We start from the raw sequence: 21,833 nt of genomic DNA on the forward strand, positions 1-21,833 counted from the left end.
CAGTTCGCGTCGGCGGAACACCCGTGTCAGTGCCTGGTTCTAGAGTTCTGGCATAAGGGAATCACCAAGGAGGAACCATGGCAGGCAAGAACACCCGCACAGCGGCCACCAGCGCCGACAAAGCGGCGGACAACAAGAACAAGGCGCTGGACTCGGCGCTGGGACAGATCGACAGGCAGTTCGGCAAGGGCGCGATCATGCGCCTGGGCGATGAGAACCGCCCCGCGGTGGAAGTCATCCCCACGGGTTCGGTCGCTCTCGACATCGCCCTGGGCGTGGGCGGCCTGCCGCGTGGCCGCGTAGTGGAGATCTACGGGCCGGAATCCTCGGGTAAGACCACGGTCGCCCTGCACGCGGTCGCCAGTGCCCAGGCCGCCGGTGGCATCGCCGCCTTCATCGACGCGGAACACGCGCTGGACCCGGTCTATGCCAAGGCTCTGGGCGTCGACACGGATCAGCTGCTGGTGTCGCAGCCGGATACGGGTGAACAGGCGCTGGAGATCGCGGACATGTTGATCCGCTCCGGTGCCCTGGACGTCATCGTCATCGACTCCGTCGCAGCCCTGGTGCCCAAGGCCGAAATCGAAGGCGAAATGGGTGATTCCCATGTGGGCCTGCAGGCCCGTCTGATGTCGCAGGCCCTACGCAAGATCACGGGTGCCCTGGCCCAGTCGAACACCACCGCGATCTTCATCAACCAGCTGCGTGAGAAGGTCGGAGTGTTCTTCGGGTCGCCGGAGACCACCTCCGGCGGTAAGGCGCTGAAGTTCTACGCCTCCGTGCGCCTGGACGTCCGCAGGATCGAGACGCTGAAGGAATCCGGCGATGCGGTGGGCAACCGGACCCGCGTCAAGGTTGTGAAGAACAAGGTCGCACCGCCCTTCAAACAGGCCGAATTCGACATCATCTATGGTCAGGGTATCTCCCGTGAGGGCAGCATCATCGATATGGGCGTTGACAACGGAATCGTGCGCAAGTCCGGCTCCTGGTTCACCTACAACGGCGATCAGCTGGGCCAGGGTAAGGAGAACGTCCGAAACTACCTGCGCAACAACCCGAGCCTGGCTGCCGAAATCGAGACGAAGATCAAGGAGAAACTGGGTCTGATCAAAACCGACGAGGCCGAATCCGCCGGCACGGATGCCGCCAAGGCGGACCCGAAGGCTGGGGCGAAGACTCCGGAATCGAAGTCCGCCGCAGCGAAGCCCACGGACTCGAAGCCGGTAGTTTCGAAGCCGGTGGGCCAGGCGCCGGTCGCGGCACCGGCAGTGGGCAATGTCTGATCCCTCTGCTCGGGAAACCACACCATCCGGCCAGGGCGGTGACGAACGGGACACCGTCGTCGCCGCCCTGCAACGGGCTGTCGAGGTGCTTGGCCAGGCGCAGGCCGCCAGGGATGCCGGCACGGTACCCGGCCCCGATGCCCTCAGTGAGGATCCGGAATACAAGCGGGCGAAGAAGCGGGCGATGAACATGCTGGCGGCCCGGGCCCACTCCGCTCACGACCTGCGCACCAAACTGCTGCGCAAGGAGCACCCGGCTGACATCGTCGACCAGCTCATCGCGCGGCTGGAGTCTGCGGGCCTGCTCGACGATGCCGAATACGCGAGCTCGTATGTCAGGGCGAAACGCGAGTCCAGGGCCCTGTCGAAGAGCGCTCTGCGCCGAGAGCTGCGCAATAAGGGAGTGGCGGACTCCCATATCGCCGCCGCACTCGCGGACATCGACGATGAGTTCGACCTGGCCTACGAAGTCGCGGCGAAGAAGGCCGCGTCCACTGTGCGCCTGCCGCGCGATACCCGCAAGCGGCGGATCCTGGGGATGCTGGCCCGTCGCGGCTTCGCCCAGGGTGCCTGTCTCAAGGCGACGGAGGCGGCACTGGAGTCCTTTCCGGGTTCTTAATCGAGCATAGGGGCCAAGGGTGCGAAACACGTGCCAAGGACCGGTAGACTAACGGGCAGCATGACTGACGTACTCGAAACCCAGAGCAACCTGCGCACCTATGAGGTCAAGACCTATGGGTGCCAGATGAATGTCCACGACTCGGAACGGATCTCGGGCCTGCTCGACGACGCCGGCTACAGTCCGGTCTCCGAAGGCCAAGCGGATGTCGTGGTCTTCAACACCTGCGCGGTGCGGGAGAACGCCGATAACCGTCTATACGGCAACCTGGGCCGACTCAAGGAAGTCAAGGAATCCCACCCCGGCCTGCAGATCGCCGTGGGCGGCTGCATGGCGCAGAAGGACCGCGATACGATCGTCAAGCGCGCCCCCTGGGTCGACGTCGTCTTCGGCACTCACAACATGGGTGCGCTGCCGGTGCTCTTGGAGCGTGCCCGCCACAATCACGAAGCCCAGGTCGAGATCAAGGAATCCCTCGAGGTGTTCCCCTCGACTCTGCCGACCCGGCGCGAATCAACCCATTCCGGCTGGGTGTCGATCTCTGTGGGCTGCAACAATACGTGCACTTTCTGCATCGTGCCGAGCCTGCGCGGGAAGGAACGCGACCGGCGTCCCGGAGACATCCTGGCAGAGGTCGAGGCACTGGCCGCACAGGGGGTCATCGAGGTCACCCTGCTGGGCCAGAACGTCAACTCCTACGGCAGCGAATTCCGTGACCGCGGAGCCTTCGCCAAACTACTGCGCGCCGTCGGTGCGGTTCCCGGGATCGAACGCGTCCGCTTCACCAGCCCGCACCCGGCCATGTTCACGGATGACGTGATCGAGGCGATGGCCGAAACCCCCACGGTCATGCCACAGCTGCACATGCCCTTGCAGTCGGGTTCGGACCGGGTGCTCAAGGAGATGCGCAGGTCTTACCGGACGAAGCGTTTCATGAACATCCTGGAGCGGGTCCGGGACCGCATCCCGCATGCCGCGATCACCACCGACATCATCGTGGGCTTCCCAGGTGAGACCGAAGAAGACTTCCAGGGCACGCTGGACGTGGTGGCCGCCGCCCGGTTCAGCCAGGCGTTCACCTTCCAGTACTCGATTCGTCCCGGTACTCCGGCCGCCACCATGGACGGGCAGGTTCCCAAGGCGATTGTGCAGGAGCGCTTCGAACGTCTGGTCGCCCTGCAGGACGAGATCGCCTGGGACGAGAACAAGCGTCTCATCGGCACCCCGGTCGAGGTCCTCGTGACCTCCCAGCGGGACGAGCACGGCCGCTTCTCCGGGCGGGCCCGCGACAACCGGCTGGTCCACGTCGCCAGTGGGGACTCGGTCGAACAGCCGCGTCCCGGCGATATCGTGACCACCGACATCACAGAGGCCAAACCCTACTTCCTGATCGCGGATGCTCCCTTCGACCTGCGCAAGACGGTTTCGGGCGATGCCTGGGATCTGGCACAGGCGGATTCCTGCGGCGTTCCGTCTCCCGGCGCATCCGCAGGGGGGCCGACGGTCCTGGGAATGCCCACGATTCGGGCCAGCGTCTGACGTGTCGGGGACCCTCCTGGAGCACAGCACACCGGCCCGCCTGGTCGTGCTTCCAACCGCCCCCGCCTACGTCCCCGGGGTCAATCCGGGAGCAACGACGCGGCAGCGGGCATTCAGCGCCCGCGTGGTCGATTTGCTCGCCGGGCCCACGCCCCTGACCTTCCCCGCCCGGCGGTTGCCCGCTCTGGCGGGTCTCGGCGGTTATGGACTCGACCGTGGAGTCGATCTGCGCACGGGCACGCACATTTGCGTTGGCGCGGCCTGGCGCGCGGCCTGCGCCCGGCTGAAGGAAGAGGAACGACGAGCCTGCCTGGCCGCACATTCCGGACTGGGCGTGGTCGCGGAACTGGTAGCCGCCTCGGGCCCGGCCGGACGACTGCGGGCCTGGCCCGCCCTGGAGCCCGAACGCGGGCAGGCAGTGGGCTCCACCGATCCGGTCGGCGCCGCCGGCCCGGAACTCGTGATCGTGCCGGTGGACCTGAGCGCGCGCTCCACCCCGGACGGTCCGTTGGCGCCGCTGCCGGGCGCCGCGGAGTTCGACCGGGCTGTACTGGCCGCACTGCGGGCCTGGGACGTGCCGGGCCTGGAAGACCTGCACCGGGACCAGGCGCGGTTCGCAGCCGACCTCGACGCAGTGGTCGCATTGCACTCCCTGACCGCGGCGCACGGCCTGCGATGGGAGCCGGGCCCGGCCGAATTGCTGGTCGAAGAACTCGACGGAGTCACCGTGGTCTCGGGCACGCTGACGGGGAGCTGGACGGCGGCGCGCGCATGACCCGGACGCCGGTGATCAACATCGTGGGCGCGACCGCCACAGGCAAATCCGATCTGGCCATCGCCCTGGCCCAGCGCCTCGACGGCGAGATCATCAATTCCGATGCCATGCAGTTCTACCGGGGGATGGACATCGGGACCGCCAAACTGGCGCCGGAGGACCGCGGTGGCATCCCACATCACCTGCTCGACATCCTCGATGTGACCCAGGAAGCATCGGTCAGTGCCTTCCAACGGGAGGCCCGTGAGCTCATCGCCGACATCCGAGCGCGCGGCAAACAGCCCATCCTGGTCGGCGGATCGGGCCTGTACGTCCGTGCGGCCACCGATGTGATGGAGTTCCCCGGCACGGATCCAGCACTGCGGGCGCGGCTTGAAGCTCAGATCGCGGAGGTGGGCACGCAGTCCATGCACGCCAGACTGGTTCGGGTCGACCCGGCTGCGGCGCGGCGGATCGGTGCCGGCGATGCCCGCCGGATCGTGCGGGCCCTGGAAGTCGTGGCGCTGACCGGCCGGACGTTCTCTGCCCAGCTACCCGAATACACCTACGCCATGCCGACAGTGCAGATCGGCCTGCGGATAGAGCGCGCCGTTTTGCACGAACGGATCGCAGCGCGCGTCGCGGCGATGTTCGACGCGGGATGGGTCGGCGAGGTCCGGACTCTGCTCACACAGGGCCTGGCCCAGGGTAAAACGGCCGGCCGTGCGATCGGTTACCGACAGATCATGGAACTGCTCGCAGGGACCGTCTCCCGGGCCGAGGCCATCGAGTCGACGGTGGTCCGGACCCGGCAGTTCGCCCGGAGGCAGGAGACCTGGTTCCGCCGGGATCCACGGATCGCCTGGGTGGACGCACAGGACACGGGGCTGCTGGAGCACGCCCTGCGGCTCGTTGCAGAAGCCGCAGGTCCCGGGGACGGTCCGGACCCGGAGCCCACGATTCGATGACAGCGCAGCGAAGGAGCACACGATGGAACTGACCAAGGGGCATGGAACCCAGAACGACTTCGTGTTGCTGTTCGATCCGGACGGCGGCATTGCGGTGGACCCCGCCGCGGTGCGCGTCCTGACCGACCGGCGCGCGGGGATCGGCGGTGACGGCCTGATCCGTGTGATCCACCCGGCGGCCCTGGCCGCGAGTCCGGCCCAGGCCTCGGACGTCCAAGCGGCCAAGGGCGCCGGGGACGACGGAGCCGTATGGTTCATGGACTACCGCAACGCCGACGGTTCGATCGCCGAGATGTGTGGCAACGGAGTGCGCGTGTTCGCACACTACCTGGTCGAACACGGATTGGTCGATCCCTCCGCGGGCTTCGCGGTGGGGACCAGGGCCGGTACCAAACACGTCACAGTGGTGGACAACCCGCTGGACGCAGCGCCGGGGGCCGATCGCTGGTACCGCGTGGATATGGGCGCTTATGCCTTCCCGTTGGCACCCGTGGACGGAATGGACTCGACCGTCGTCACCGACGGGGTACAGGGCACCCGCCCGGCGCTGAGCGTGGACATGGGTAACCCGCACACCGTTCTGGCCCTGGCCGGCGTAGCCGAACTGGACCGGGCGAATCTGCTGGAACAGCCGGTGATCGATCCGGTTCCACCGGCGGGGACGAATGTCGAGTACATCGTGATCTCCGGCGAACCCGTCGACGGTGTGGCCAGGCTGCGGATGCGGGTGAATGAACGCGGCGTGGGGGAGACCTACGCCTGCGGGACGGGGGCCTGTGCTGCGGCGCTGGCCGCCCACACCTGGGCGGGCAGCGGTGCCCCCGGTTCCTGGTACGTCGAGCAACCGGGGGGTACCGTGCGCATCGACATCGCAGCCGGTACCGTCGCGCTGTCGGGCCCCGCGGTCCTCACCGCGGTGCTGCGGCCCACGCGGCGCTTACTGCGCGAGGCGGGGCTGGAGGGCTGACGCGCCGCCGGCCGGGAGCGGGATCAGCCGCGTACGACGACGATGACGTGGAAGCCCTTGGACTGCGAGCGTTTCTCCACCCGGTATCCGGGGAAGCTGTCCTGGATCCAGGAGCGCAGCGAATCGGCCCCCAGTTTCTTCGCGACCACCAGCCAGGCCTCGCCGCCGGGGACCAGCCTGGGCAGCCAGGTCTGCAGCAGTCCGTGGAGCACGTCCTTGCCAACGCGGATCGGCGGATTGGACCAGATCGTCTGGAATCGCAGCTCTGCGGGAATCAGATCGGCGGTCACGGCGTTGACCTCGGAAAGGCCCAGAGCCCGGGCATTGGCTTCGGTCAGGCCCAAGCTGCGCTCGTTGACGTCGAGGGCCCATACGCGCAGGTCGATCCCGGCCTCGCGCGCTCGCAGAGCGGCATGGAGGGAGATCGGGCCCCAGCCACAGCCCAGATCCAGTAACTCACCTGCCGGGGGCATCGGCAGCGCGTCGAGCAGCACTGCCGTTCCCTGATCCAGTCGGGTGGGGGAGAAGACTCCGGCATCGGTCGACACCTGCACGCTGTGTCCGGCCAGGCGGACGTCGAGGGTACGCGGGTGCGAGGCCGAGGTCGGCTCGGCGGAGAAGTAATGATCGCTCACCGGTTCATCGTACCGGGCCCGTGTCAGTGGCCTGTGGGACAATGGACACCGCAGACGAAAGGAAGCAGAGGCCTTATGACCCAACCCCAGAACAGCGGCGGGAACCGCACCGGTCGCGATGTCGTCGACCGGGTGCTCTCACGGGCGGGGACCGCGCTCACCGACGAGCGGCTGGTCGCCCACGACGACCAGCTGGAGGTCGAGGAGCGCACCGCACTGCGGCGCGTCGCGGGGCTGTCGACCGAACTCGAGGACATCACGGAGGTCGAATACCGTGAGATCCGCCTCGAGCGCGTCGTCCTGGCCGGTATCTGGACGCACGGAACCGCCGCCCAGGCGGAGGCATCGCTGCGGGAGCTGGCGGCACTGGCCGAAACGGCCGGTTCGACGGTCCTCGACGGAGTGCTGCAGCGCCGCGCCAATCCGGACCCCAGCACTTTCCTGGGCCGCGGCAAGGCACAGGAACTGGCGGACATCGTCGCAGCGGTGGGCGCGGACACCGTCGTGGTGGATTCGGAGCTTGGCCCCAGCCAACGGCGTGCGCTCGAAGACGTGGTCAAGGTCAAGGTCGTCGACCGGGTCGCCCTGATCCTCGACATCTTCGCCCAGCACGCCAAGAGCCGGGAGGGCAAGGCACAGGTCGAACTGGCGCAGATGGAATACCTTTTGCCGCGGTTGCGCGGCTGGGGCGAATCGATGTCCCGGCAGGCGGGCGGCCGGGTGGCTGGCGGGGCCGGGATCGGTTCGCGCGGTCCGGGTGAGACCAAGATCGAACTGGACAGGCGGCGCATTCGCACCCGGATGGCGAAACTGCGCAGGGAGATCAAGGCGATGGAGCCCGCCAGGGCGACCAAGCGCTCCAACCGCGACCGCAACAGGATTCCCTCGGTCGCGATCGTCGGCTACACCAACGCCGGCAAATCCAGCCTGCTCAACCGGCTGACCAACGCCGGGGTGATGGTGCAGAACGCACTGTTCGCCACCCTGGACCCCACGGTCCGCGCGGCGCAGGCAGACGACGGGCGCGCGTACACCTACACGGACACCGTGGGCTTCGTGCGCAACCTGCCCACACAGTTGGTGGAGGCGTTCCGGTCGACCCTGGAGGAGGCCGCTGACTCGGACCTGCTGTTGCACATCGTCGATGCCTCCCATCCGGATCCCGAAAGCCAGATCAGCGCCGTGCACGACGTATTGGCCGATGTCGAAACAGGGCAGATTCCCGAACTCATCGTGTTCAACAAAGCCGATATCGCCGACCCCGCGGTGCTCGCCGGCCTGCTGGCCGCCCACCGTGGCTCTTTGGCGGTCTCCGCCTATACCGGTGATGGTGTCGAGGAACTGCGCTGCAGGGTCGAGGACCTGCTGCCGCGCCCCGACACCGCCGTCGACGTGCTGATACCCTACGACCGCGGCGATCTGGTCTCGCGCGTGCACGAACAGGGCACCGTCGAGCACGAGGAGTACGGGGAAGCCGGCACTCGCCTGACCGCCCGGGTCAATCATGATCTGGCCGCCGAGCTGGCCCCCTTCGGATACACAGAGGGGGAATGACCGGGTGGCGGATGTAGCCGAACTCCTGGGGTTGGCCGTCGGCGCTCTGGGAGGTACTCCGCGGGCGGGCCAGCAGACCATGGCCGAGGCCGTGGCCTCGGCTTTGGACACGGAGACCCATCTGCTGGTGCAGGCGGGCACGGGCACGGGCAAATCATTGGGCTATCTCGTGCCCGCCGTCGAATACTCGATGCGCACCGGCTCGCGTGTCGTCGTGTCCACAGCGACCTTGGCGCTGCAGGGCCAGATCATCGACCGTGACCTACCCCGCCTGGTCAAGGCCACCAAGGCGGAATTCGGCCGCAAACCCGTTGCCGCGGTGCTCAAGGGCCGGCGCAACTACGTGTGCAAGCACAAGCTCGACGGCGGCTACCCCGAAGACGATGCCGGCATGCTCTTCGACCTGGGTGCGGACGCCGCAGCCCAGTCCGGCAATACGCGCATGTCGCGGCTGGAGGAGGAAGTCGCGCGGGTCCGTTCCTGGGAGCGCACGACCGACACCGGGGACCGCGACGACCTGACCCCCGGCGTATCCGATAAGACCTGGCAGCAGGTATCCGTCAACGCCGCGGACTGCCTCGGCTCGAAGTGCCCGCTGTACGACGAGTGCTATGCGGAGATGGCCAAGCTCAAGGCCGCCGGCGCCGACGTCGTGGTGACCAATCACGCGCTGTTGGCCATAGACGCCTTCGGCCAGAACAAGGTCCTGCCCGAACACGGGGCCGTCATCATCGACGAGGCCCATGAACTGCGCGATCGGGTCACCAACGCGCTGACCGGGTCGCTGACAGTGCCCATGGTCCAGTCGGCGGTGGCTTCGGCCAAACGCCACTCGACGGTGCCAGAGGCCCTGATCGGCCGGCTCGACAGCGCGGCCAACGGCTTCGAACGGGCCCTGGCGGAATCCGAGACCGGTTTACTTTTGCGCAAACCCGAATCCCTTATGTCCGTAGTCGCAGCGGTGCGCGACGAGGCCAGAACGCTGGTCTCGGAGATGGGTGGGGACAAGGAACGCTCGGACGATGATGCCGACGCAGGGAAGAAGATGGCCAAGGCCCGCGTGCAGGAAGTCTTCGAACTGGCAGAACGCATGGCGCTGGACGCTGATAACGACGTTCTCTGGGTGGCCCGGAATCAATTCCGGGAAACGGAGACGACCTCGTTGGTCACGGCACCTCTGTCGGTGGCGGGCACCATGCGCTCGGGGCTGTTCGCGGAATCCACCGTGGTGGCGACATCGGCGACTCTCGCGCTCGGCGGCAAGTTCGAAGCGGTGGCCGCCTCCCTGGGCCTGGTCGGGCCCGATGCCCCGCGCTATGACGCGATCGATGTGGGCTCTCCCTTCGACTACCCCAAACAGGGGATTCTCTACGTCGCGGGACACCTGCCCAAACCGGGCCGCTCTGGACTCGGCGATGAGGCGACGAGCGAACTGGTCGAACTCGTCGCGGCCGCCGGCGGCGGGGCGCTGGGCCTGTTCTCCTCCAAATTGGCGGCCACTCAGGCCGCAGAGGCGCTGCGCGCGCATACGGATCTGCCGATCCTGCTCCAGGGGGAGGAAACTCTGGGCCAGTTGGTCAAGAGATTCGCGGCCGAGGACGAAACCTGTCTGATGGGCACCCTGAGCCTGTGGCAGGGCGTCGATGTACCGGGGCAGGCGTGCCGACTGGTCGTCATCGACCGGATTCCGTTCCCACGCCCCGACGACCCGTTGGCGAAGGCGCGGACAGCGCAGGCCCAACACAACGGGGCCAATGGCTTCATGGCCGTCAGCGCGACCTCGGCCGCGCTCAAACTTGCCCAGGGCGTGGGTCGGCTGATCCGCACCGTCGACGATCGCGGCGTGGTGGCGATCCTCGACAGCCGGATGCGTACCGCCAGGTACGGGGGCTTCCTGCTGCAGAGCCTGCCGCCGCTGTGGCGGACCGACGACTATGCGACAGTCCGCGGCGCCCTACAGCGGCTGGGCTCTATGCCCGCGGCAGCCGACTGAGCCGCAGACCGGGCAACAGGGCGCCACGGGCACTGCGCCCCGCAGCCGAACGCCTCAGATGCTGCGGATGACGGCGGTGACGATGCCCATGATGGTGGCGTGGTCCCCGTCGATGGGTTCATACGCCGGGTTGTGCGGCATCAGCCACTGCTTGCCGCCGGTGCGCTTGAGGGTCTTGACCGTGGCCTCATCGTCGAGCAGTGCCGCGATGATCTGGCCGTTCTCGGCATTCGACTGGCGCCTGACGACGACATAGTCCCCATTGCAGATCGCCGCGTCGATCATGGAGTCGCCGATCACCTGGAGCAGGAAGAGCTCACCGGAGCCCACGACCTGCCGGGGCAGGGCGAAGACGTCGTCGACGTTCTGCTCGGCCGTAATCGGGCCACCGGCTGCGATCCGGCCGACCAGCGGCACCAAGGAGGTGTTGAGCTCCGCGGTGGAGTGGATTTCCGCGGCCAGCTTCTGTTCGGCCGGATTGACGACCTCCAGGGCCCTGGGCCGCCTGGGATCGCGGCGGATATAGCCCAGCCGTTCGAGCTGGGTCAGCTGGTGGGCGACGCTGGAGAGCGAGGCCAGCCCGCAGGCCTCGCCGATCTCCCGCATGCTCGGCGGATAGCCGTTGGCGACGATGGCCTGTTCGATGGTCTCGAGGACGACCCGCTGCCTGGCGGTCAGCCGCCGGTCGTCGGCGGCCGCCGACTGGCTCCCGGTCTCCCCGTGTCCGGCCCGGTCGCGGAATTCGCGCAGTTCGTCCTCGACGCTATCGTTGCGTGGCCGCCCGCGCGGCCGGCGCTGTGCAGCTGTCATGTCATTCCCCGTCCCTCATCGCCCTCACCTGCGAAAACTTTCCTTCAGAGGAGCCGTGTCAGTGCCTGCTGGAAGGCTGTGCTGCAGCAGGCGCCAACGGTTGCGGACCCCGTTCGATTCTATTTTCACACATATGTTCCAAAAATGTTCCAAAAAAGACTGGACATATATACGATTAAGCGCTTCAATAGAACACAGGTTCGAATAGGAGCCGCGGGACTTCCCACCGCGCGACCCGAACCAAAGGAGGAACGATGAGTATCGCTGTGTCACAGGCATTCCGGACAACCCGTCCGGCGCCGCATCGGAGTGCTCTTACCCGGGTCCGTCTGCTGGTGGTCCTGGTGGCCATTTCCGTGGTCACGGTTCCGGTGTTCCTCCTGGCGCAACCGGGTGCCTCGGCCCAGGCGCCGGAACCGCCCGCGACGACCACGGTGACTGTCGAGGAAGGCCAGTCACTGTGGTCGATCGCGCGCACGCACTCCGGCGGACAGCGCACGGACATAGTGGTCGAGGACATCAAACGGCTCAATGGTCTGCGCGACTCCGCGATCCGGGCCGGGCAGAGCCTGCAGGTGCCTGCGCGTTAGACTTTCCGTGTGACCGATCTCCAGGATTTGCCGCTGCGCGACGACCTGCGGGGACAGACCCCGTATGGAGCGCCGCAGCTCGACGTGCCCGTCGCACTCAATGTCAACGAGAACTCCTACAGCGTGCCGCCAGACGTCGTCTCCGCGATGTCCGACGCGATCGCGAAAGTCCTGCCCGATCTCAACCGCTACCCCGACCGGGACTTCACCGCGTTGCGGGGCAAGCTCGTCGGATATCTGAATCGGGTCCTGCTCACCCAGGGTGCGGCCGACCGCAATCCCGTGCTGACGCCGGATTGGATCTGGGCGGCCAACGGATCGAACGAGGTCCTCTCGCACATCCTGCAGGCGTTCGGAGGTCCGGGGCGCACCGCGATGGGCTTCACCCCGAGTTATTCCATGCACCCGCTCATCACGACGGGCACGGGTGCTTCCTTCCTCTCTGTACCGCGCGCCGCGGATTTCCACATCGACGTCGATGCGGCCCTGGCCGCGATCGAAGGGGAGCGGCCCGACGTCGTCTTCGTGTGCACTCCGAACAACCCCACGGGTGGCTCGACGCCGATCGAATCGGTGGAGCGCATTGTGCGCGCGGCGCCCGGCATCGTGATCGTGGACGAGGCCTATGCGGAATTCGCACGTCCCGGATTCGTCTCCGCGCTGACCCTGCTGGACGAGTATCCGCGCCTGGTCGTTTCGCGCACCATGAGCAAGGCCTTCGCCTTCGCCGGTGTGCGGTTGGGCTATGCCGTGGCCCAGCCGGCGCTCATCGACGCTCTGAAGCTGGTCCGTCTGCCCTATCACCTGTCCGCGCTGACCCTGGCCGCAGCCGGAGCCGCGCTGGATCATGCGGATTCCCTGCTGGCCAATGTCGAGGCCCTCAAGACCAGTCGCGACCGGATGCGCGATGCCCTCTTGGGGCTGGGGTTCAGCGTTGCGGACTCCGATTCGAACTTCCTGCTGTTCGGATCGATTGCGGACCCGCACGGACTCTGGCAGTACCTGTTGGATCGTGGAGTGCTGGTGCGTGACAACGGCATCCCCGGCCATTTGCGGGTCAACGCGGGGACCGAAGCGGAAACGGATGCCTTCATCGCCGCGGTGACGGCCGTGGTCTCAGCGCACCCGGAACTGCTGACTGCACCCTCTGAGACCCAGGACTGATATGACCCACCGCACCGCCCGCGCCACGCGGGCCACCTCCGAATCCACTGTCGAAGTCGAGATCGACCTCGACGGCACCGGCCAGGGCGACATCGACACAAGCGTGCCGTTCTACGACCACATGCTCAATGCACTGGCCAAACACTCACTGTGCGATCTGCGCGTGCGCGCGACCGGTGACACCCAGATCGATGTCCATCACACGGTCGAGGACACCGCGATCGTGATCGGCCGGGCACTCGGCCAGGCGCTGGGGGATAAGGCGGGGATCCGCCGCTACGGCGACGCCCACGTACCGCTGGACGAAGCGCTGGCGCGCGCCGTAGTCGATATCAGCGGCAGGCCCTACTTCGTTCACACGGGTGAGCCGGAGGGGCAGCAGTACCACCTGATCGGCGGGCACTTCACCGGGTCGATGACGCGCCATGCCCTCGAATCGCTGACCTTCGCAGCCGGTATGACGGTCCACCTGACCCTGTTGGACGGCCGCGATCCGCACCATATCGTCGAAGCCCAATTCAAGGCCTTCGCCCGCGCTCTGCGCCAGGCGGTCGAACCCGATCCGCGGATGGGCAGCGCGATTCCCAGTACCAAAGGAGCCCTGTGAGCCGTACCCTGATCGTCACCCCCTTCGGACGCGCGGACCAGCTGGCTGCGGCCCTGGTCCTGTCGAACATCCACGGTGACGTCGTGCCCGTCGGAGAATTCACCGCTCTGTCCCGCGACGACGTCACGGCCGCCGGGGCCGACGAGATCGCCACGACGATCTCGCGCCTGGCCGGTGAGCACGAGGTGCTCATGCTGGTGCGCAGCGAGGAACAGATCGATGCCGGCCACTATCGCAATGGCAAGCGCGAGTCCGATGTGCCGGCCGGCTTGGCCCTGACGAACCTGCCGGGAATCGTCGAGGCCCTGCTGCTCGAACAGACAGCGCCCACCGAGGTCGAGGGCCATATCGACACCTCGACGATGACCAAGATGCAGGCCTCGGCCGCCACCATGACCCCGGCCAGGGCATCGCTGGCGCGTACCGCTCTGCTCTGGTTCGTCGTCGCCCTACTGGCTGTGATCGCCGTCGTCGTCGGCGCCCTGGTTGCGCTTTCGGGCCGTGCCCTGGTGTGGGCCGCCGTGGCGGTGGCTGCCCTCGTCCTGGGATTCTCCCTGTACCGGGTCTGGCGGTTGCTCGGCGGCGGGGCGAAGAGGGCCGGCGCATGAGCGCAGATGTCGTCGTCCTCGACTACGGAGCGGGCAATGTCCGCTCGGCGGTCCGTGCGCTCGAACACGCGGGTGCGGTGGTCGAACTCACCGCCGATCGGACCCGCGCGGCGCAGGCAGACGGCCTCCTGGTCCCCGGAGTCGGGGCCTTCAGTGCGGTGATGGCCGGGCTGAGGGCCGTGGACGGGGTGGAGATCATCCGTACCCGTCATGCGCAGGGACGGCCCACGCTGGGAATCTGCGTGGGGGAACAGGTGATGTTCTCCCACGGCACCGAGCACGGCGTCGAGACCGCCGGGATCGGCCTGTGGCCGGGTGCGGTCCAAAAGCTCACGGCCCCCGTCATCCCCCATATGGGTTGGACCCGGGTGACTCCCGGGGCCGGCTCCCGGATGTTCGCGGGCCTTGCCGAAGAGTATTTCTACTTCGTGCACTCCTACGCCGCCCATGTTCCCCCGCCCGGCACCTGCGCCTCCATGGCCACCCATGGCGAGAGCTTCGTCGCCGCCGTTGAGGACGGGCCCACCTGGGCGACCCAATTCCATCCGGAGAAGTCCGCGGACGCCGGGGCCCGGCTGCTGCGCAACTGGCTGATAAGTTTCTAATCCCCGTCGGCCTCGCATGCCGGCGCCTTTCGAAAGCGAAGAGAACATGACCGCAACCACCGATCCCCGCCTCGTTCTGTTGCCCGCTGTCGACGTGGCCGGCGGCAAGGCCGTCCGCCTGGTCCAGGGGGCGGCCGGCAGCGAGACCGAGTACGGGTCCCCAATCGATGCCGCACACGGCTTCGAAGAGGCCGGCGCGGAATGGATCCACCTGGTCGACCTCGATGCCGCCTTCGGGCGCGGGTCGAACTACGAACTGCTCAAGCGGGTGACGAAGTCGGTCTCCCTGAAAGTGGAGATCTCCGGCGGGATCCGCGATACGGAGAGTCTGGAACGTGCCCTGGACACCGGCGCCGAGCGCGTCAACATCGGTACAGCGGCGCTGGAGAACCCCGCCTGGACCGCCGAGGTCATCAAGACCTATGGCGATACGGTGGCGATCGGCCTGGACGTCCGGGGGACCACCCTGGCCGCCCGCGGTTGGACCGAAGACGGGGGAGACCTGTGGGAGGTGCTCGACGGGCTGGAGGAAGCGGGCTGTGCGCGCTATGTGGTCACGGATGTGACCAAGGACGGCACCCTGCGCGGACCCAATGTCGATCTGCTGCGTCAGATCGCGGAGCGCACCGATAAGCCGGTCGTCGCCTCGGGCGGGATCTCCAGCCTGGACGATCTGCGTGCGCTGCGCGCACTGGTCGGACTGGGCGTCGACTCCGCGATCGTCGGCAAGGCACTGTACGCCGGCAAGTTCACCCTGGCCCAGGCCCTCGACGTGGCGGGGCGCCCGGCATGACGGACAAAGCCGCGGGCGTCGACGGTAACACCGCGGATTCCGCCGGCACCCCGTGGGCCGGCCGGGACTTGCACCCCAACCCCTTCTCCGGCGATACGGGGGAGGCGGACGCCGTTCTCGTCGACGCTCTGTGCGCCGTGACCCGGGATCCCTTCGATCCACGGCTGCACGTATCCGTCCTCGCAGCGCTGCGCGATACCCGGCTCTACGCCCCCGTGCTGCCGACCGCGGTGGAACATACGACCGACGAACACGGCTACGTCCACGACAATAAATCCGAAATGGCGATGGTGCTCCTGGCCTCGGAGGACGGCAGGCGCTGCGTTCCGTGCTTCACCGACATCCCGAGCCTCACCGCCTGGCACCCGCAGGCCAGGCCCGTACCGATCGAGGCCGAGCGCCTGTGCGCGGCGGCCGTCGAGGAGGGTGCGGAACTGGTCGTGCTCGACCCCGGCTCACCGCGTTCCTTCCTGCTGCGCAGGCCCGCCCTGTGGGCGTTCTTGAAACAGGAGCAGTGGCAGCCCGCCTGGGCCGATCCGAACACGGTGGCGGAATTGGGGCGAATCGCGCGTGAGACTCCCGGCCTGGACTGGATCGACTCCCTGGGCGTAGGTCCGGGGTCGGCCGGGCTCGTTGTGAGCGGTCCCGAGGTATCACTGCACGTGCGGGCGCTACGGCAGCCGAGTCAGGCGGAGCTGGGCTCCCTGCAGACGGCTCTGGCCGGCTCCCCGCAGATCGCCGAGGCCGCTGATTCCCTGACTCTGAGTCTCGAGTCCGCTTAACGGCCGGCCGGGGCCGGTCCTATCGGGACCCGGTCCGGTTCACCGGTGCCCGGCCGCACGGACCACTGCTTCGACGCGGTCCCCGGTCTCGGCGTCGATGCGCCGCAGATAGTCGAATGACCGGCTCAGCACCGGCTCGCTGACGCCGCAGAGCAGGTGCCCGGACACATTGCCGACAAGCCGGTCGCGCTGCTCATCGTCCATTACGGTGCGCACCAGTGTGTGGGCCTGCGCGAAGTCGGCGGCGGCTCGACCCGCTGCCGGGCTCCCCGCGGACTGGGCACCGACGAGCAGGTCCTCGGCCGCCAGCGGCTCCGCGGTACCCGGCACGACGCCGGGCAGGGTCCGATTGACCGGTAGAGCCGCGAAGTCGGCGCCGATGCGCTGCCGGTGCGAGAGCCCATAGGCACGGACCCTGGCCAGCAGGATCGGATCGGGGCTCAGCCCGGTTCCGGCCACCTGATTGGCCGGGGTGAAGGCCGCCTGTTCAACCTGTGTGAAGAAGTCGCGCGGGTTGCGGTCGAGTTCGAGGCGGCCCACCTCGTGCAGGGGGAACTCGGAGTGGGGCCACACGCGGGTCGGATCGAAGGGGTCGAAGTCGACTTCGGTCGCCCGCTGTTCGTCCATCACCTGAACCGACAGGGTCCAGCAGGGATAGTTCCCCGCGTTGATCGCCTGTGCCAGATCGCGCCGGTGGAAGTCGGCGTCGATGCCGGCCATCGCCTGCGCGTCGGCCTGTCCGAAGCCCTCATGGCCGTGGGCGGAGAGGAAGTCGGCCTTTTGCGCGGATTCGAAGTGGTACTTGACCCAGGATTTGCGGCCGTCGGCGGCGACCCATTGGAAGGTGTGCGTGCCGTAGCCGTTCTGTTCGCGCCAGGACCGCGGGATCCCGCGGTCGCCCATCAGATAGGCGACCTGGTGGGCCGTCTGTGGAGTGGCCGACCAGAAGTCCCACTGGGCGTCGTGGGAGTACAGCCCGGTTTCCGGATCGCGCAGGCCAGCGCGCATGAGCGCCCCGACTGCCGTCGTATCGCGCACGTAGTACACGGGGGAGTTGTTGCCGACGATGTCCAGGTTGCCGTCGGGACCGTAGAACTTCACGGCGAAGCCGCGCAGATCGCGCCAGGTATCCGGGGATCCCGGTTCGCCGAAGGTCGAGGAGAAGCGGGCCAGCACCTGGGTCCGGGCGCCGGGGGCGAAGACCTGGGCACGGGTCAGCGCGGAGACATCGCCGGTGACGGTGAACGTGCCGAGTGCTCCGCCGCCCTTGGCGTTGACCGACCGCCGCCGCGGGGTCGGCCGGGAGAGTCGCTCGATCAGATAGTGGTCCTGGAGGAGGATCGGTCCGGCCGGTCCGCTGAGAACCGAGGCACTGGGGACGTCCGATGCAAAAAGATCACGCACGCGTCCCAGGATAACGGGGGCGCGTGCGGGTGCAAGGAAGGTTGGGCGACCTAAACCGGGCTCGGGCCCGGGTTCGGTTCGCGGCTCACATAACGGGGCCGGTGAACTTCTCGCCCGGTCCCTTGCCAGGGGCATCGGGGATGGCCGAGGCCTCGCGGAAGGCCAACTGCAGAGTGCGCAGTCCATCGCGCAGCGGGCGGGCGTGGGAATCGCTGACCTCGGGCGCGCCTGCGGTGATCAAGCCGGCCAGAGCGGTGATGAGCTTGCGGGCCTCGTCGAGGTCCATCAACTCCGCGCCCTTGACTCCGTCTGCGTCCTCGGCCAGCCCCACCTTGACCGCCGCTGCGCTCATCAGGTGGACGGCTGCCGAGGTGATGACCTCGACGGCCGCGACCTCGGCGATGTCGCGCATCGCGGTGCCGGCGGCCTGTTCCTCGGCGTTGGCTGCGGCGGCGCCGGACTCGGCATCCTGGGTCTCGAAGGAGAAATTCGTCTGTTCATTCATGGTCCAAGCTTCCCACACGGACCACTGCGCAGGTCCTCGGCCCCGTGGCCGCCCTCCGGTGTTGAAATGCAGGGGAGGGGAAGACGACGTCGAGTGAGATTCATGTGTGTGACGGAGTCGATGTGCAAATGCCGACGGATACGGGTACTATGGTCGTTAGTGCAAAGCGGAGCCCGCTCCCACCTTGACCGTTCAAGCGGTCGGGTACGAATTTTCACCACTGATGTGGTAATGCGTTGCAGCCCTCGGGTTGCAATCATAAGATTCCGGGCTCCCTTCGCATTGGTCGAAAGGGAGCCTTTCCTTTTGGCCCGAGTGATCTTTTTCTTGGAATGTTAGGAGCGAGCACATCAGCGAGCCGCGCATTAATGATCGGATCCGGGTGCCCGAGGTCCGCCTTGTCGGACCCAACGGTGAACAGGTCGGTATCGTCGCCATTCGTAAGGCGCTCGACCTCGCTCGCGAAGCCGATCTGGACCTCGTAGAGGTTGCCCCACAGGCGAAGCCCCCGGTGGCCAAGCTCATGGATTACGGCAAGTTCAAGTACGAGTCGGCCCAGAAGGCGCGCGAGGCCCGGAAGAATCAGGCCAATATGGCCCTGAAGGAAATCCGGTTCCGACTCAAGATCGATGCCCACGACTATGAGACCAAGAAGGGCCATGTCTCCCGGTTCCTGTCCGGTGGCGACAAGGTCAAGGTCATGATCATGTTCCGTGGACGCGAGCAGTCGCGGCCGGAGATGGGCATCAAACTGCTCAACCGCCTGGCCGAGGACGTATCGGATCTGGGAACCGTGGAGTCGTCCCCGCGTGTCGACGGCCGCAACATGGTCATGGTGATTGCACCACTGAAGTCCAAGGCGGATGCCAGGGCGGAGTCCCGTCAGGCCACCGCCGGAGCCAAGGGTTCGACGGCCGAGGTCAAATCGCGTCGTGAGCGCGAGGCCCAGGCGAAGGCCCAGGCAGACGCCGAGGCACGCAAGTCCAAGGCGGAATAATCGTCAAACCACGCGGTGGTGCCCTGCCGGGCACCATTGCGTCGGGGACCAGCCCCGTCGTTCACCCGACGGTGTCGATGTAAAGGAGAACGGCAACATGCCGAAGCAGAAGACCCACAGCGGCGCCAAGAAGCGCCTGCGCCTCACCGGCAGTGGCAAGGTCATGCGCGAACGCGTCAACAACCGCCACCTGGCCGAGCACAAGTCCTCGCGTCGCAAGCGCCGCCTGTCGCAGGACCAGGTCCTGGCGAAGGGCGATGCCAAAAAGGGCCTCAAGCTCTTGGGCAAGCGCTGAGTCTTTCCGAAAACTTTTTTCTTAAGGAGTACACGTGGCACGTGTGAAAAGGGCGGTCAACGCCAAGAAGAAGCGTCGGGTCATTCTCGACCGCGCCAGCGGCTACCGCGGACAGCGTTCGCGCCTGTACCGCAAGGCCAAGGAACAGGTCATCCATTCGCTGGTCTACAGCTACCGTGACCGTCGCGCCCGTAAGGGTGACTTCCGTCGCCTGTGGATCCAGCGTATCAATGCCGGAGCCCGCGCCAACGGCATGACCTACAACCGCTTCATTCAGGGCCTGAAGGCCGCGCAGGTCGAGGTCGACCGTCGTATGCTGGCCGAACTGGCCGTCAACGACGCCGCCACCTTCGCGAAGCTGGTCGCCGTGGCAAAGGCCGCGCTGCCCGCAGATGTGAACGCACCGAAGAACGCAGCCTGAGTCCGCTCAGCGCCAACGGTTTTTCATAGGGCCGGTAGGGGGAGATCCCCTACCGGCCCTTTGTGTTGCCCGCTGCCCTCAGCTGAACTGTCGTCCGAAGTAGTAGGCCTGCACATCGCCCTTGGCATTGCCGCGCAGCAGCAGGTAGATCGGATAGGACTCGGAGTCGTCCGACGTGAACGTCTTGATCTCATCGGTGACGATGCCGCAGACGGTATCGCCCGGCCGGATGTCCTGCGCGCCGAGGCCCAACAGGGTCTTGCCATTGGCGAAGTAGTAGGTGCCGGTACCGTATTCCGAGTCGTCCACGGGATTGACGACCTCGCAGCTGTCGGCTTTGACGCCGGGACCGAATTGCACCGAGCGGACGGTCGGCGCGCCCTTCTCCTGGCCGTCCCCCAGCACGGAGGAGAGCGTGTCCATCTGCTCCTTCGTCGCATGCTTCGTGGCATAGTCGTCGTCGCCGGTGCGCACCGCATCGAGGAAGCGCTGCACATCCTGGACCGCCGGTTTGCGCACCTGCTTGCCCTTGATTCCCAACACCCCGTCGACCATGTGCAGACCATCGGCACCGAGTCGGTAACTGTAGCGGGCGGTCCCCGACTTCTCGCAGCCGGTGCACGAGCCGTCTCCGTAGACTCCCACCGGCACACCGAGCTGGAGGTAGTCCCCAGTGGCCTTGACGGTCTCCAAATACAGTTTGGGCGCCCAGCCCAGCAGAGCCGGGGCATCGGCTCCTGCGAACTCGACGCTGCCCAGCGGTTTGCGCTCGGCGTCGTAGACGGCCAGCGAATCATAGGTGTAGTTCCCGCCGGGGTTACAGGTGAAGACCACCGCGGCGGCGGGCCCACCCGCCACTGTCATCGGCACGACCTTGGTCACTTCGGCGGCCTGATAGTCGACCGGCGCCCCGGCCGGATGGAATCGACCGCCGGACATGGTGACCTCGGTGAAGGGTTGGTCTGCTGCCCGGCGTGCGGCCTGCTCCGGATCGAGGTCCTCCTTGTAGTCGACGAACTCCTTGCACACGCTGGGGATCTGCAGTTTCCCCTGGGCGAAGGCCTTCTTGTCCAGTCGCTGGGGCCGGTCGGCCGTGCGCTGTTCGTCCGTGACGGTCTGCTCGGTGTCACCGCCGCGCTTGGCGAAATCGTAGACGAACATCATATCGGCGACCTTGACGTAGAGCTTGCTTCCGGAGACGCTGAACGACTTGGCATCCTTGACGGTTACTCGCCAGACCTCGGTGCCCTGCGGATCGCGGCCGACGATCGTATCGCCCTCGCGCGTGATCGTGGTGTCGTCGACGGTGATGTCCTCTGTGCCGGCACCCGTGGATCCGGTGTCGTCCCCGCCCGTGGCGGTGGAGTCGCCGGTGCGCAGGTCGATCGTCACACTGCCACAGTCGAGGTGGTCCTCGGCGAGTTTGCAATCCGAACGCTTGGTGCCCTGTTTGCGGGGAATGGGCGCGATCCAGTCGGGGCTGGGCGAATCGGGTGTCAGCTTCGCCACGGCATCGGAATCCTCCCCAGCCAGGAACAGATAGCCGGAGTCCTTCTCCGGCGGGACCAGACCCGAGGGGGCTGGCACCAGTGCATAGTCCTCCAGACCCGTCGTATCGACGCGGCCGGACGCCACCGGCGGCCGGTTGAAGTCCGCGGCGCCCAGATGTCGGAACAGCACGAACCCGCCGAGAGCCAGGACGAGCACGAGCACACCGGCACCGGCTCCCAGCAGGGCCGGCCGCAGCGCGCTCCGCCGGCTACCACCGGTGTTCCCCGAACCGGGTGCGCCTGTCGGCGGGTCCTGTGGTGGCAGGGGAGGAACGGGTGGGGGTGGGGCCGAGGGCATGAAGGGCGCGGTCGGTCTGGGCTGGTCTGTGTCGCTCACATCACCTGTATATCAAATCACCGAATCTCATAGCATCGCCGTCGTCCCCGTCG

The 21,833-nt window shown here is 67.0% G+C and carries 23 protein-coding genes; 18 read left to right on the forward strand and 5 right to left on the reverse strand.

Annotated elements, in window-relative coordinates:
- Window positions 1-77 precede the first annotated feature (77 nt).
- Genes recA through dapF form a run of 6 tightly spaced genes read left to right on the forward strand, consistent with a single transcriptional unit; the run spans window position 78 to window position 6,130 of the window.
- Window positions 78-1,283: a recombinase RecA gene (gene recA / locus NQ034_RS05495; RefSeq protein WP_257047513.1), complete on the forward strand. Its 1,206-nt coding sequence runs from the start codon at window positions 78-80 to the stop codon at window positions 1,281-1,283.
- Window positions 1,276-1,902, forward strand: coding sequence for a regulatory protein RecX (locus NQ034_RS05500; protein WP_257047514.1), 627 nt, complete (start codon window positions 1,276-1,278; stop codon window positions 1,900-1,902). Before recA ends, NQ034_RS05500 begins: the two co-directional genes overlap by 8 nt.
- A gap of 60 nt (window positions 1,903-1,962) precedes the next feature.
- The gene (gene miaB, locus NQ034_RS05505) at window positions 1,963-3,441 is read left to right on the forward strand and encodes a tRNA (N6-isopentenyl adenosine(37)-C2)-methylthiotransferase MiaB (RefSeq protein ID WP_257047515.1); all 1,479 of its coding nucleotides are present in this window, start codon (window positions 1,963-1,965) and stop codon (window positions 3,439-3,441) included.
- Between the two features lies 1 nt (window position 3,442).
- Entirely contained in the window at window positions 3,443-4,216 is a 774-nt protein-coding gene (locus NQ034_RS05510) for a class III extradiol ring-cleavage dioxygenase family protein (protein ID WP_257047516.1), read from the forward strand.
- A complete protein-coding gene (gene miaA, locus NQ034_RS05515) occupies window positions 4,213-5,163 on the forward strand; it encodes a tRNA (adenosine(37)-N6)-dimethylallyltransferase MiaA (RefSeq protein ID WP_257047517.1) in 951 nt (316 codons plus the stop codon). The genes NQ034_RS05510 and miaA overlap by 4 nt, the downstream gene beginning before the upstream one ends.
- A gap of 22 nt (window positions 5,164-5,185) precedes the next feature.
- Window positions 5,186-6,130, forward strand: a complete 945-nt coding sequence (dapF, locus tag NQ034_RS05520) for a diaminopimelate epimerase (RefSeq protein WP_257047519.1) — start codon at window positions 5,186-5,188, stop codon at window positions 6,128-6,130.
- A 23-nt stretch (window positions 6,131-6,153) separates the two neighbouring features.
- On the opposite strand, the gene NQ034_RS05525 is transcribed toward dapF, so the two are convergent.
- Complete coding sequence (locus tag NQ034_RS05525; RefSeq protein WP_257047521.1) at window positions 6,154-6,765, reverse strand: class I SAM-dependent methyltransferase; 612 nt, start codon at window positions 6,763-6,765, stop codon at window positions 6,154-6,156.
- Between the two features lie 75 nt (window positions 6,766-6,840).
- Here NQ034_RS05525 and hflX point away from each other — a divergent pair, with 75 nt between their 5' ends.
- Together hflX and NQ034_RS05535 are read left to right on the forward strand one after the other, a co-directional pair.
- On the forward strand, window positions 6,841-8,319 hold the full coding sequence (hflX, locus tag NQ034_RS05530) for a GTPase HflX (protein ID WP_257047522.1): 1,479 nt from the start codon (window positions 6,841-6,843) through the stop codon (window positions 8,317-8,319).
- A gap of 4 nt (window positions 8,320-8,323) precedes the next feature.
- Window positions 8,324-10,312: an ATP-dependent DNA helicase gene (locus NQ034_RS05535; RefSeq protein ID WP_257047524.1), complete on the forward strand. Its 1,989-nt coding sequence runs from the start codon at window positions 8,324-8,326 to the stop codon at window positions 10,310-10,312.
- Between the two features lie 54 nt (window positions 10,313-10,366).
- Here NQ034_RS05535 and lexA read toward each other — a convergent pair whose 3' ends face one another.
- Window positions 10,367-11,122, reverse strand: a complete 756-nt coding sequence (gene lexA, locus NQ034_RS05540) for a transcriptional repressor LexA (protein ID WP_257047526.1) — start codon at window positions 11,120-11,122, stop codon at window positions 10,367-10,369.
- A gap of 254 nt (window positions 11,123-11,376) precedes the next feature.
- Here lexA and NQ034_RS05545 point away from each other — a divergent pair, with 254 nt between their 5' ends.
- From NQ034_RS05545 to NQ034_RS05575, 7 genes are read left to right on the forward strand one after another with little or no spacing between them, the layout of a single operon-like run.
- Window positions 11,377-11,712, forward strand: coding sequence for a LysM peptidoglycan-binding domain-containing protein (locus NQ034_RS05545; protein WP_257047527.1), 336 nt, complete (start codon window positions 11,377-11,379; stop codon window positions 11,710-11,712).
- Between the two features lie 9 nt (window positions 11,713-11,721).
- A complete protein-coding gene (locus NQ034_RS05550; protein WP_257047528.1) occupies window positions 11,722-12,876 on the forward strand; it encodes a histidinol-phosphate transaminase in 1,155 nt (384 codons plus the stop codon).
- Between the two features lies 1 nt (window position 12,877).
- The gene (gene hisB / locus NQ034_RS05555) at window positions 12,878-13,483 is read left to right on the forward strand and encodes an imidazoleglycerol-phosphate dehydratase HisB (RefSeq protein ID WP_257047529.1); all 606 of its coding nucleotides are present in this window, start codon (window positions 12,878-12,880) and stop codon (window positions 13,481-13,483) included.
- Window positions 13,480-14,091 (forward strand): hypothetical protein, encoded by a 612-nt coding sequence (locus tag NQ034_RS05560; RefSeq protein WP_257047530.1) that lies wholly within the window; start codon window positions 13,480-13,482, stop codon window positions 14,089-14,091. The genes hisB and NQ034_RS05560 overlap by 4 nt, the downstream gene beginning before the upstream one ends.
- On the forward strand, window positions 14,088-14,696 hold the full coding sequence (gene hisH, locus NQ034_RS05565) for an imidazole glycerol phosphate synthase subunit HisH (RefSeq protein ID WP_257047531.1): 609 nt from the start codon (window positions 14,088-14,090) through the stop codon (window positions 14,694-14,696). Before NQ034_RS05560 ends, hisH begins: the two co-directional genes overlap by 4 nt.
- 46 nt (window positions 14,697-14,742) lie before the next feature.
- Window positions 14,743-15,489, forward strand: a complete 747-nt coding sequence (gene priA, locus NQ034_RS05570) for a bifunctional 1-(5-phosphoribosyl)-5-((5-phosphoribosylamino)methylideneamino)imidazole-4-carboxamide isomerase/phosphoribosylanthranilate isomerase PriA (RefSeq protein ID WP_257047532.1) — start codon at window positions 14,743-14,745, stop codon at window positions 15,487-15,489.
- Window positions 15,486-16,271 carry an SseB family protein gene (locus NQ034_RS05575; protein WP_257047533.1) on the forward strand — a complete coding sequence of 262 codons (786 nt, stop codon included), beginning with the start codon at window positions 15,486-15,488 and terminating at the stop codon, window positions 16,269-16,271. The genes priA and NQ034_RS05575 overlap by 4 nt, the downstream gene beginning before the upstream one ends.
- A gap of 39 nt (window positions 16,272-16,310) precedes the next feature.
- On the opposite strand, the gene NQ034_RS05580 is transcribed toward NQ034_RS05575, so the two are convergent.
- On the reverse strand, window positions 16,311-17,675 hold the full coding sequence (locus tag NQ034_RS05580; protein WP_257047534.1) for a catalase: 1,365 nt from the start codon (window positions 17,673-17,675) through the stop codon (window positions 16,311-16,313).
- 85 nt (window positions 17,676-17,760) lie between these two features.
- The gene (locus NQ034_RS05585) at window positions 17,761-18,087 is read right to left on the reverse strand and encodes a DUF1844 domain-containing protein (protein ID WP_257047568.1); all 327 of its coding nucleotides are present in this window, start codon (window positions 18,085-18,087) and stop codon (window positions 17,761-17,763) included.
- A 475-nt stretch (window positions 18,088-18,562) separates the two neighbouring features.
- Between NQ034_RS05585 and infC the strand changes: the two genes are divergently transcribed.
- The 3 genes from infC (at window position 18,563) to rplT (ending at window position 19,893) form a co-directional block, all read left to right on the forward strand.
- Window positions 18,563-19,177 (forward strand): translation initiation factor IF-3, encoded by a 615-nt coding sequence (gene infC / locus NQ034_RS05590; protein ID WP_373456782.1) that lies wholly within the window; start codon window positions 18,563-18,565, stop codon window positions 19,175-19,177.
- 97 nt (window positions 19,178-19,274) lie between these two features.
- Window positions 19,275-19,472: a 50S ribosomal protein L35 gene (rpmI, locus tag NQ034_RS05595; RefSeq protein ID WP_257047535.1), complete on the forward strand. Its 198-nt coding sequence runs from the start codon at window positions 19,275-19,277 to the stop codon at window positions 19,470-19,472.
- A 34-nt stretch (window positions 19,473-19,506) separates the two neighbouring features.
- Complete coding sequence (rplT, locus tag NQ034_RS05600; protein WP_257047536.1) at window positions 19,507-19,893, forward strand: 50S ribosomal protein L20; 387 nt, start codon at window positions 19,507-19,509, stop codon at window positions 19,891-19,893.
- Between the two features lie 78 nt (window positions 19,894-19,971).
- Here rplT and NQ034_RS05605 read toward each other — a convergent pair whose 3' ends face one another.
- The gene (locus tag NQ034_RS05605) at window positions 19,972-21,780 is read right to left on the reverse strand and encodes a hypothetical protein (RefSeq protein ID WP_257047537.1); all 1,809 of its coding nucleotides are present in this window, start codon (window positions 21,778-21,780) and stop codon (window positions 19,972-19,974) included.
- Between the last annotated feature and the right edge of the window lie 53 nt (window positions 21,781-21,833).

Origin of the sequence: Brevibacterium moorei (assembly GCF_024580735.1) — a bacterium.
Taxonomy (GTDB): Bacteria; Actinomycetota; Actinomycetes; order Actinomycetales; family Brevibacteriaceae; genus Brevibacterium; species Brevibacterium moorei.

Coding starts and splice junctions, on each gene's coding strand:
- hisB (WP_257047529.1), top strand. CDS start 12,878: ATGACCCACCGCACCGCCCGCGCCACGCGGGCCACCTCCGAATCCACT.
- NQ034_RS05585 (WP_257047568.1), bottom strand. CDS start 18,087: ATGCGCGACATCGCCGAGGTCGCGGCCGTCGAGGTCATCACCTCGGCA.
- NQ034_RS05500 (WP_257047514.1), top strand. CDS start 1,276: ATGTCTGATCCCTCTGCTCGGGAAACCACACCATCCGGCCAGGGCGGT.
- miaB (WP_257047515.1), top strand. CDS start 1,963: ATGACTGACGTACTCGAAACCCAGAGCAACCTGCGCACCTATGAGGTC.
- lexA (WP_257047526.1), bottom strand. CDS start 11,122: ATGACAGCTGCACAGCGCCGGCCGCGCGGGCGGCCACGCAACGATAGC.
- priA (WP_257047532.1), top strand. CDS start 14,743: ATGACCGCAACCACCGATCCCCGCCTCGTTCTGTTGCCCGCTGTCGAC.
- NQ034_RS05545 (WP_257047527.1), top strand. CDS start 11,377: ATGAGTATCGCTGTGTCACAGGCATTCCGGACAACCCGTCCGGCGCCG.
- hflX (WP_257047522.1), top strand. CDS start 6,841: ATGACCCAACCCCAGAACAGCGGCGGGAACCGCACCGGTCGCGATGTC.
- rpmI (WP_257047535.1), top strand. CDS start 19,275: ATGCCGAAGCAGAAGACCCACAGCGGCGCCAAGAAGCGCCTGCGCCTC.
- miaA (WP_257047517.1), top strand. CDS start 4,213: ATGACCCGGACGCCGGTGATCAACATCGTGGGCGCGACCGCCACAGGC.
- dapF (WP_257047519.1), top strand. CDS start 5,186: ATGGAACTGACCAAGGGGCATGGAACCCAGAACGACTTCGTGTTGCTG.
- NQ034_RS05575 (WP_257047533.1), top strand. CDS start 15,486: ATGACGGACAAAGCCGCGGGCGTCGACGGTAACACCGCGGATTCCGCC.
- hisH (WP_257047531.1), top strand. CDS start 14,088: ATGAGCGCAGATGTCGTCGTCCTCGACTACGGAGCGGGCAATGTCCGC.
- recA (WP_257047513.1), top strand. CDS start 78: ATGGCAGGCAAGAACACCCGCACAGCGGCCACCAGCGCCGACAAAGCG.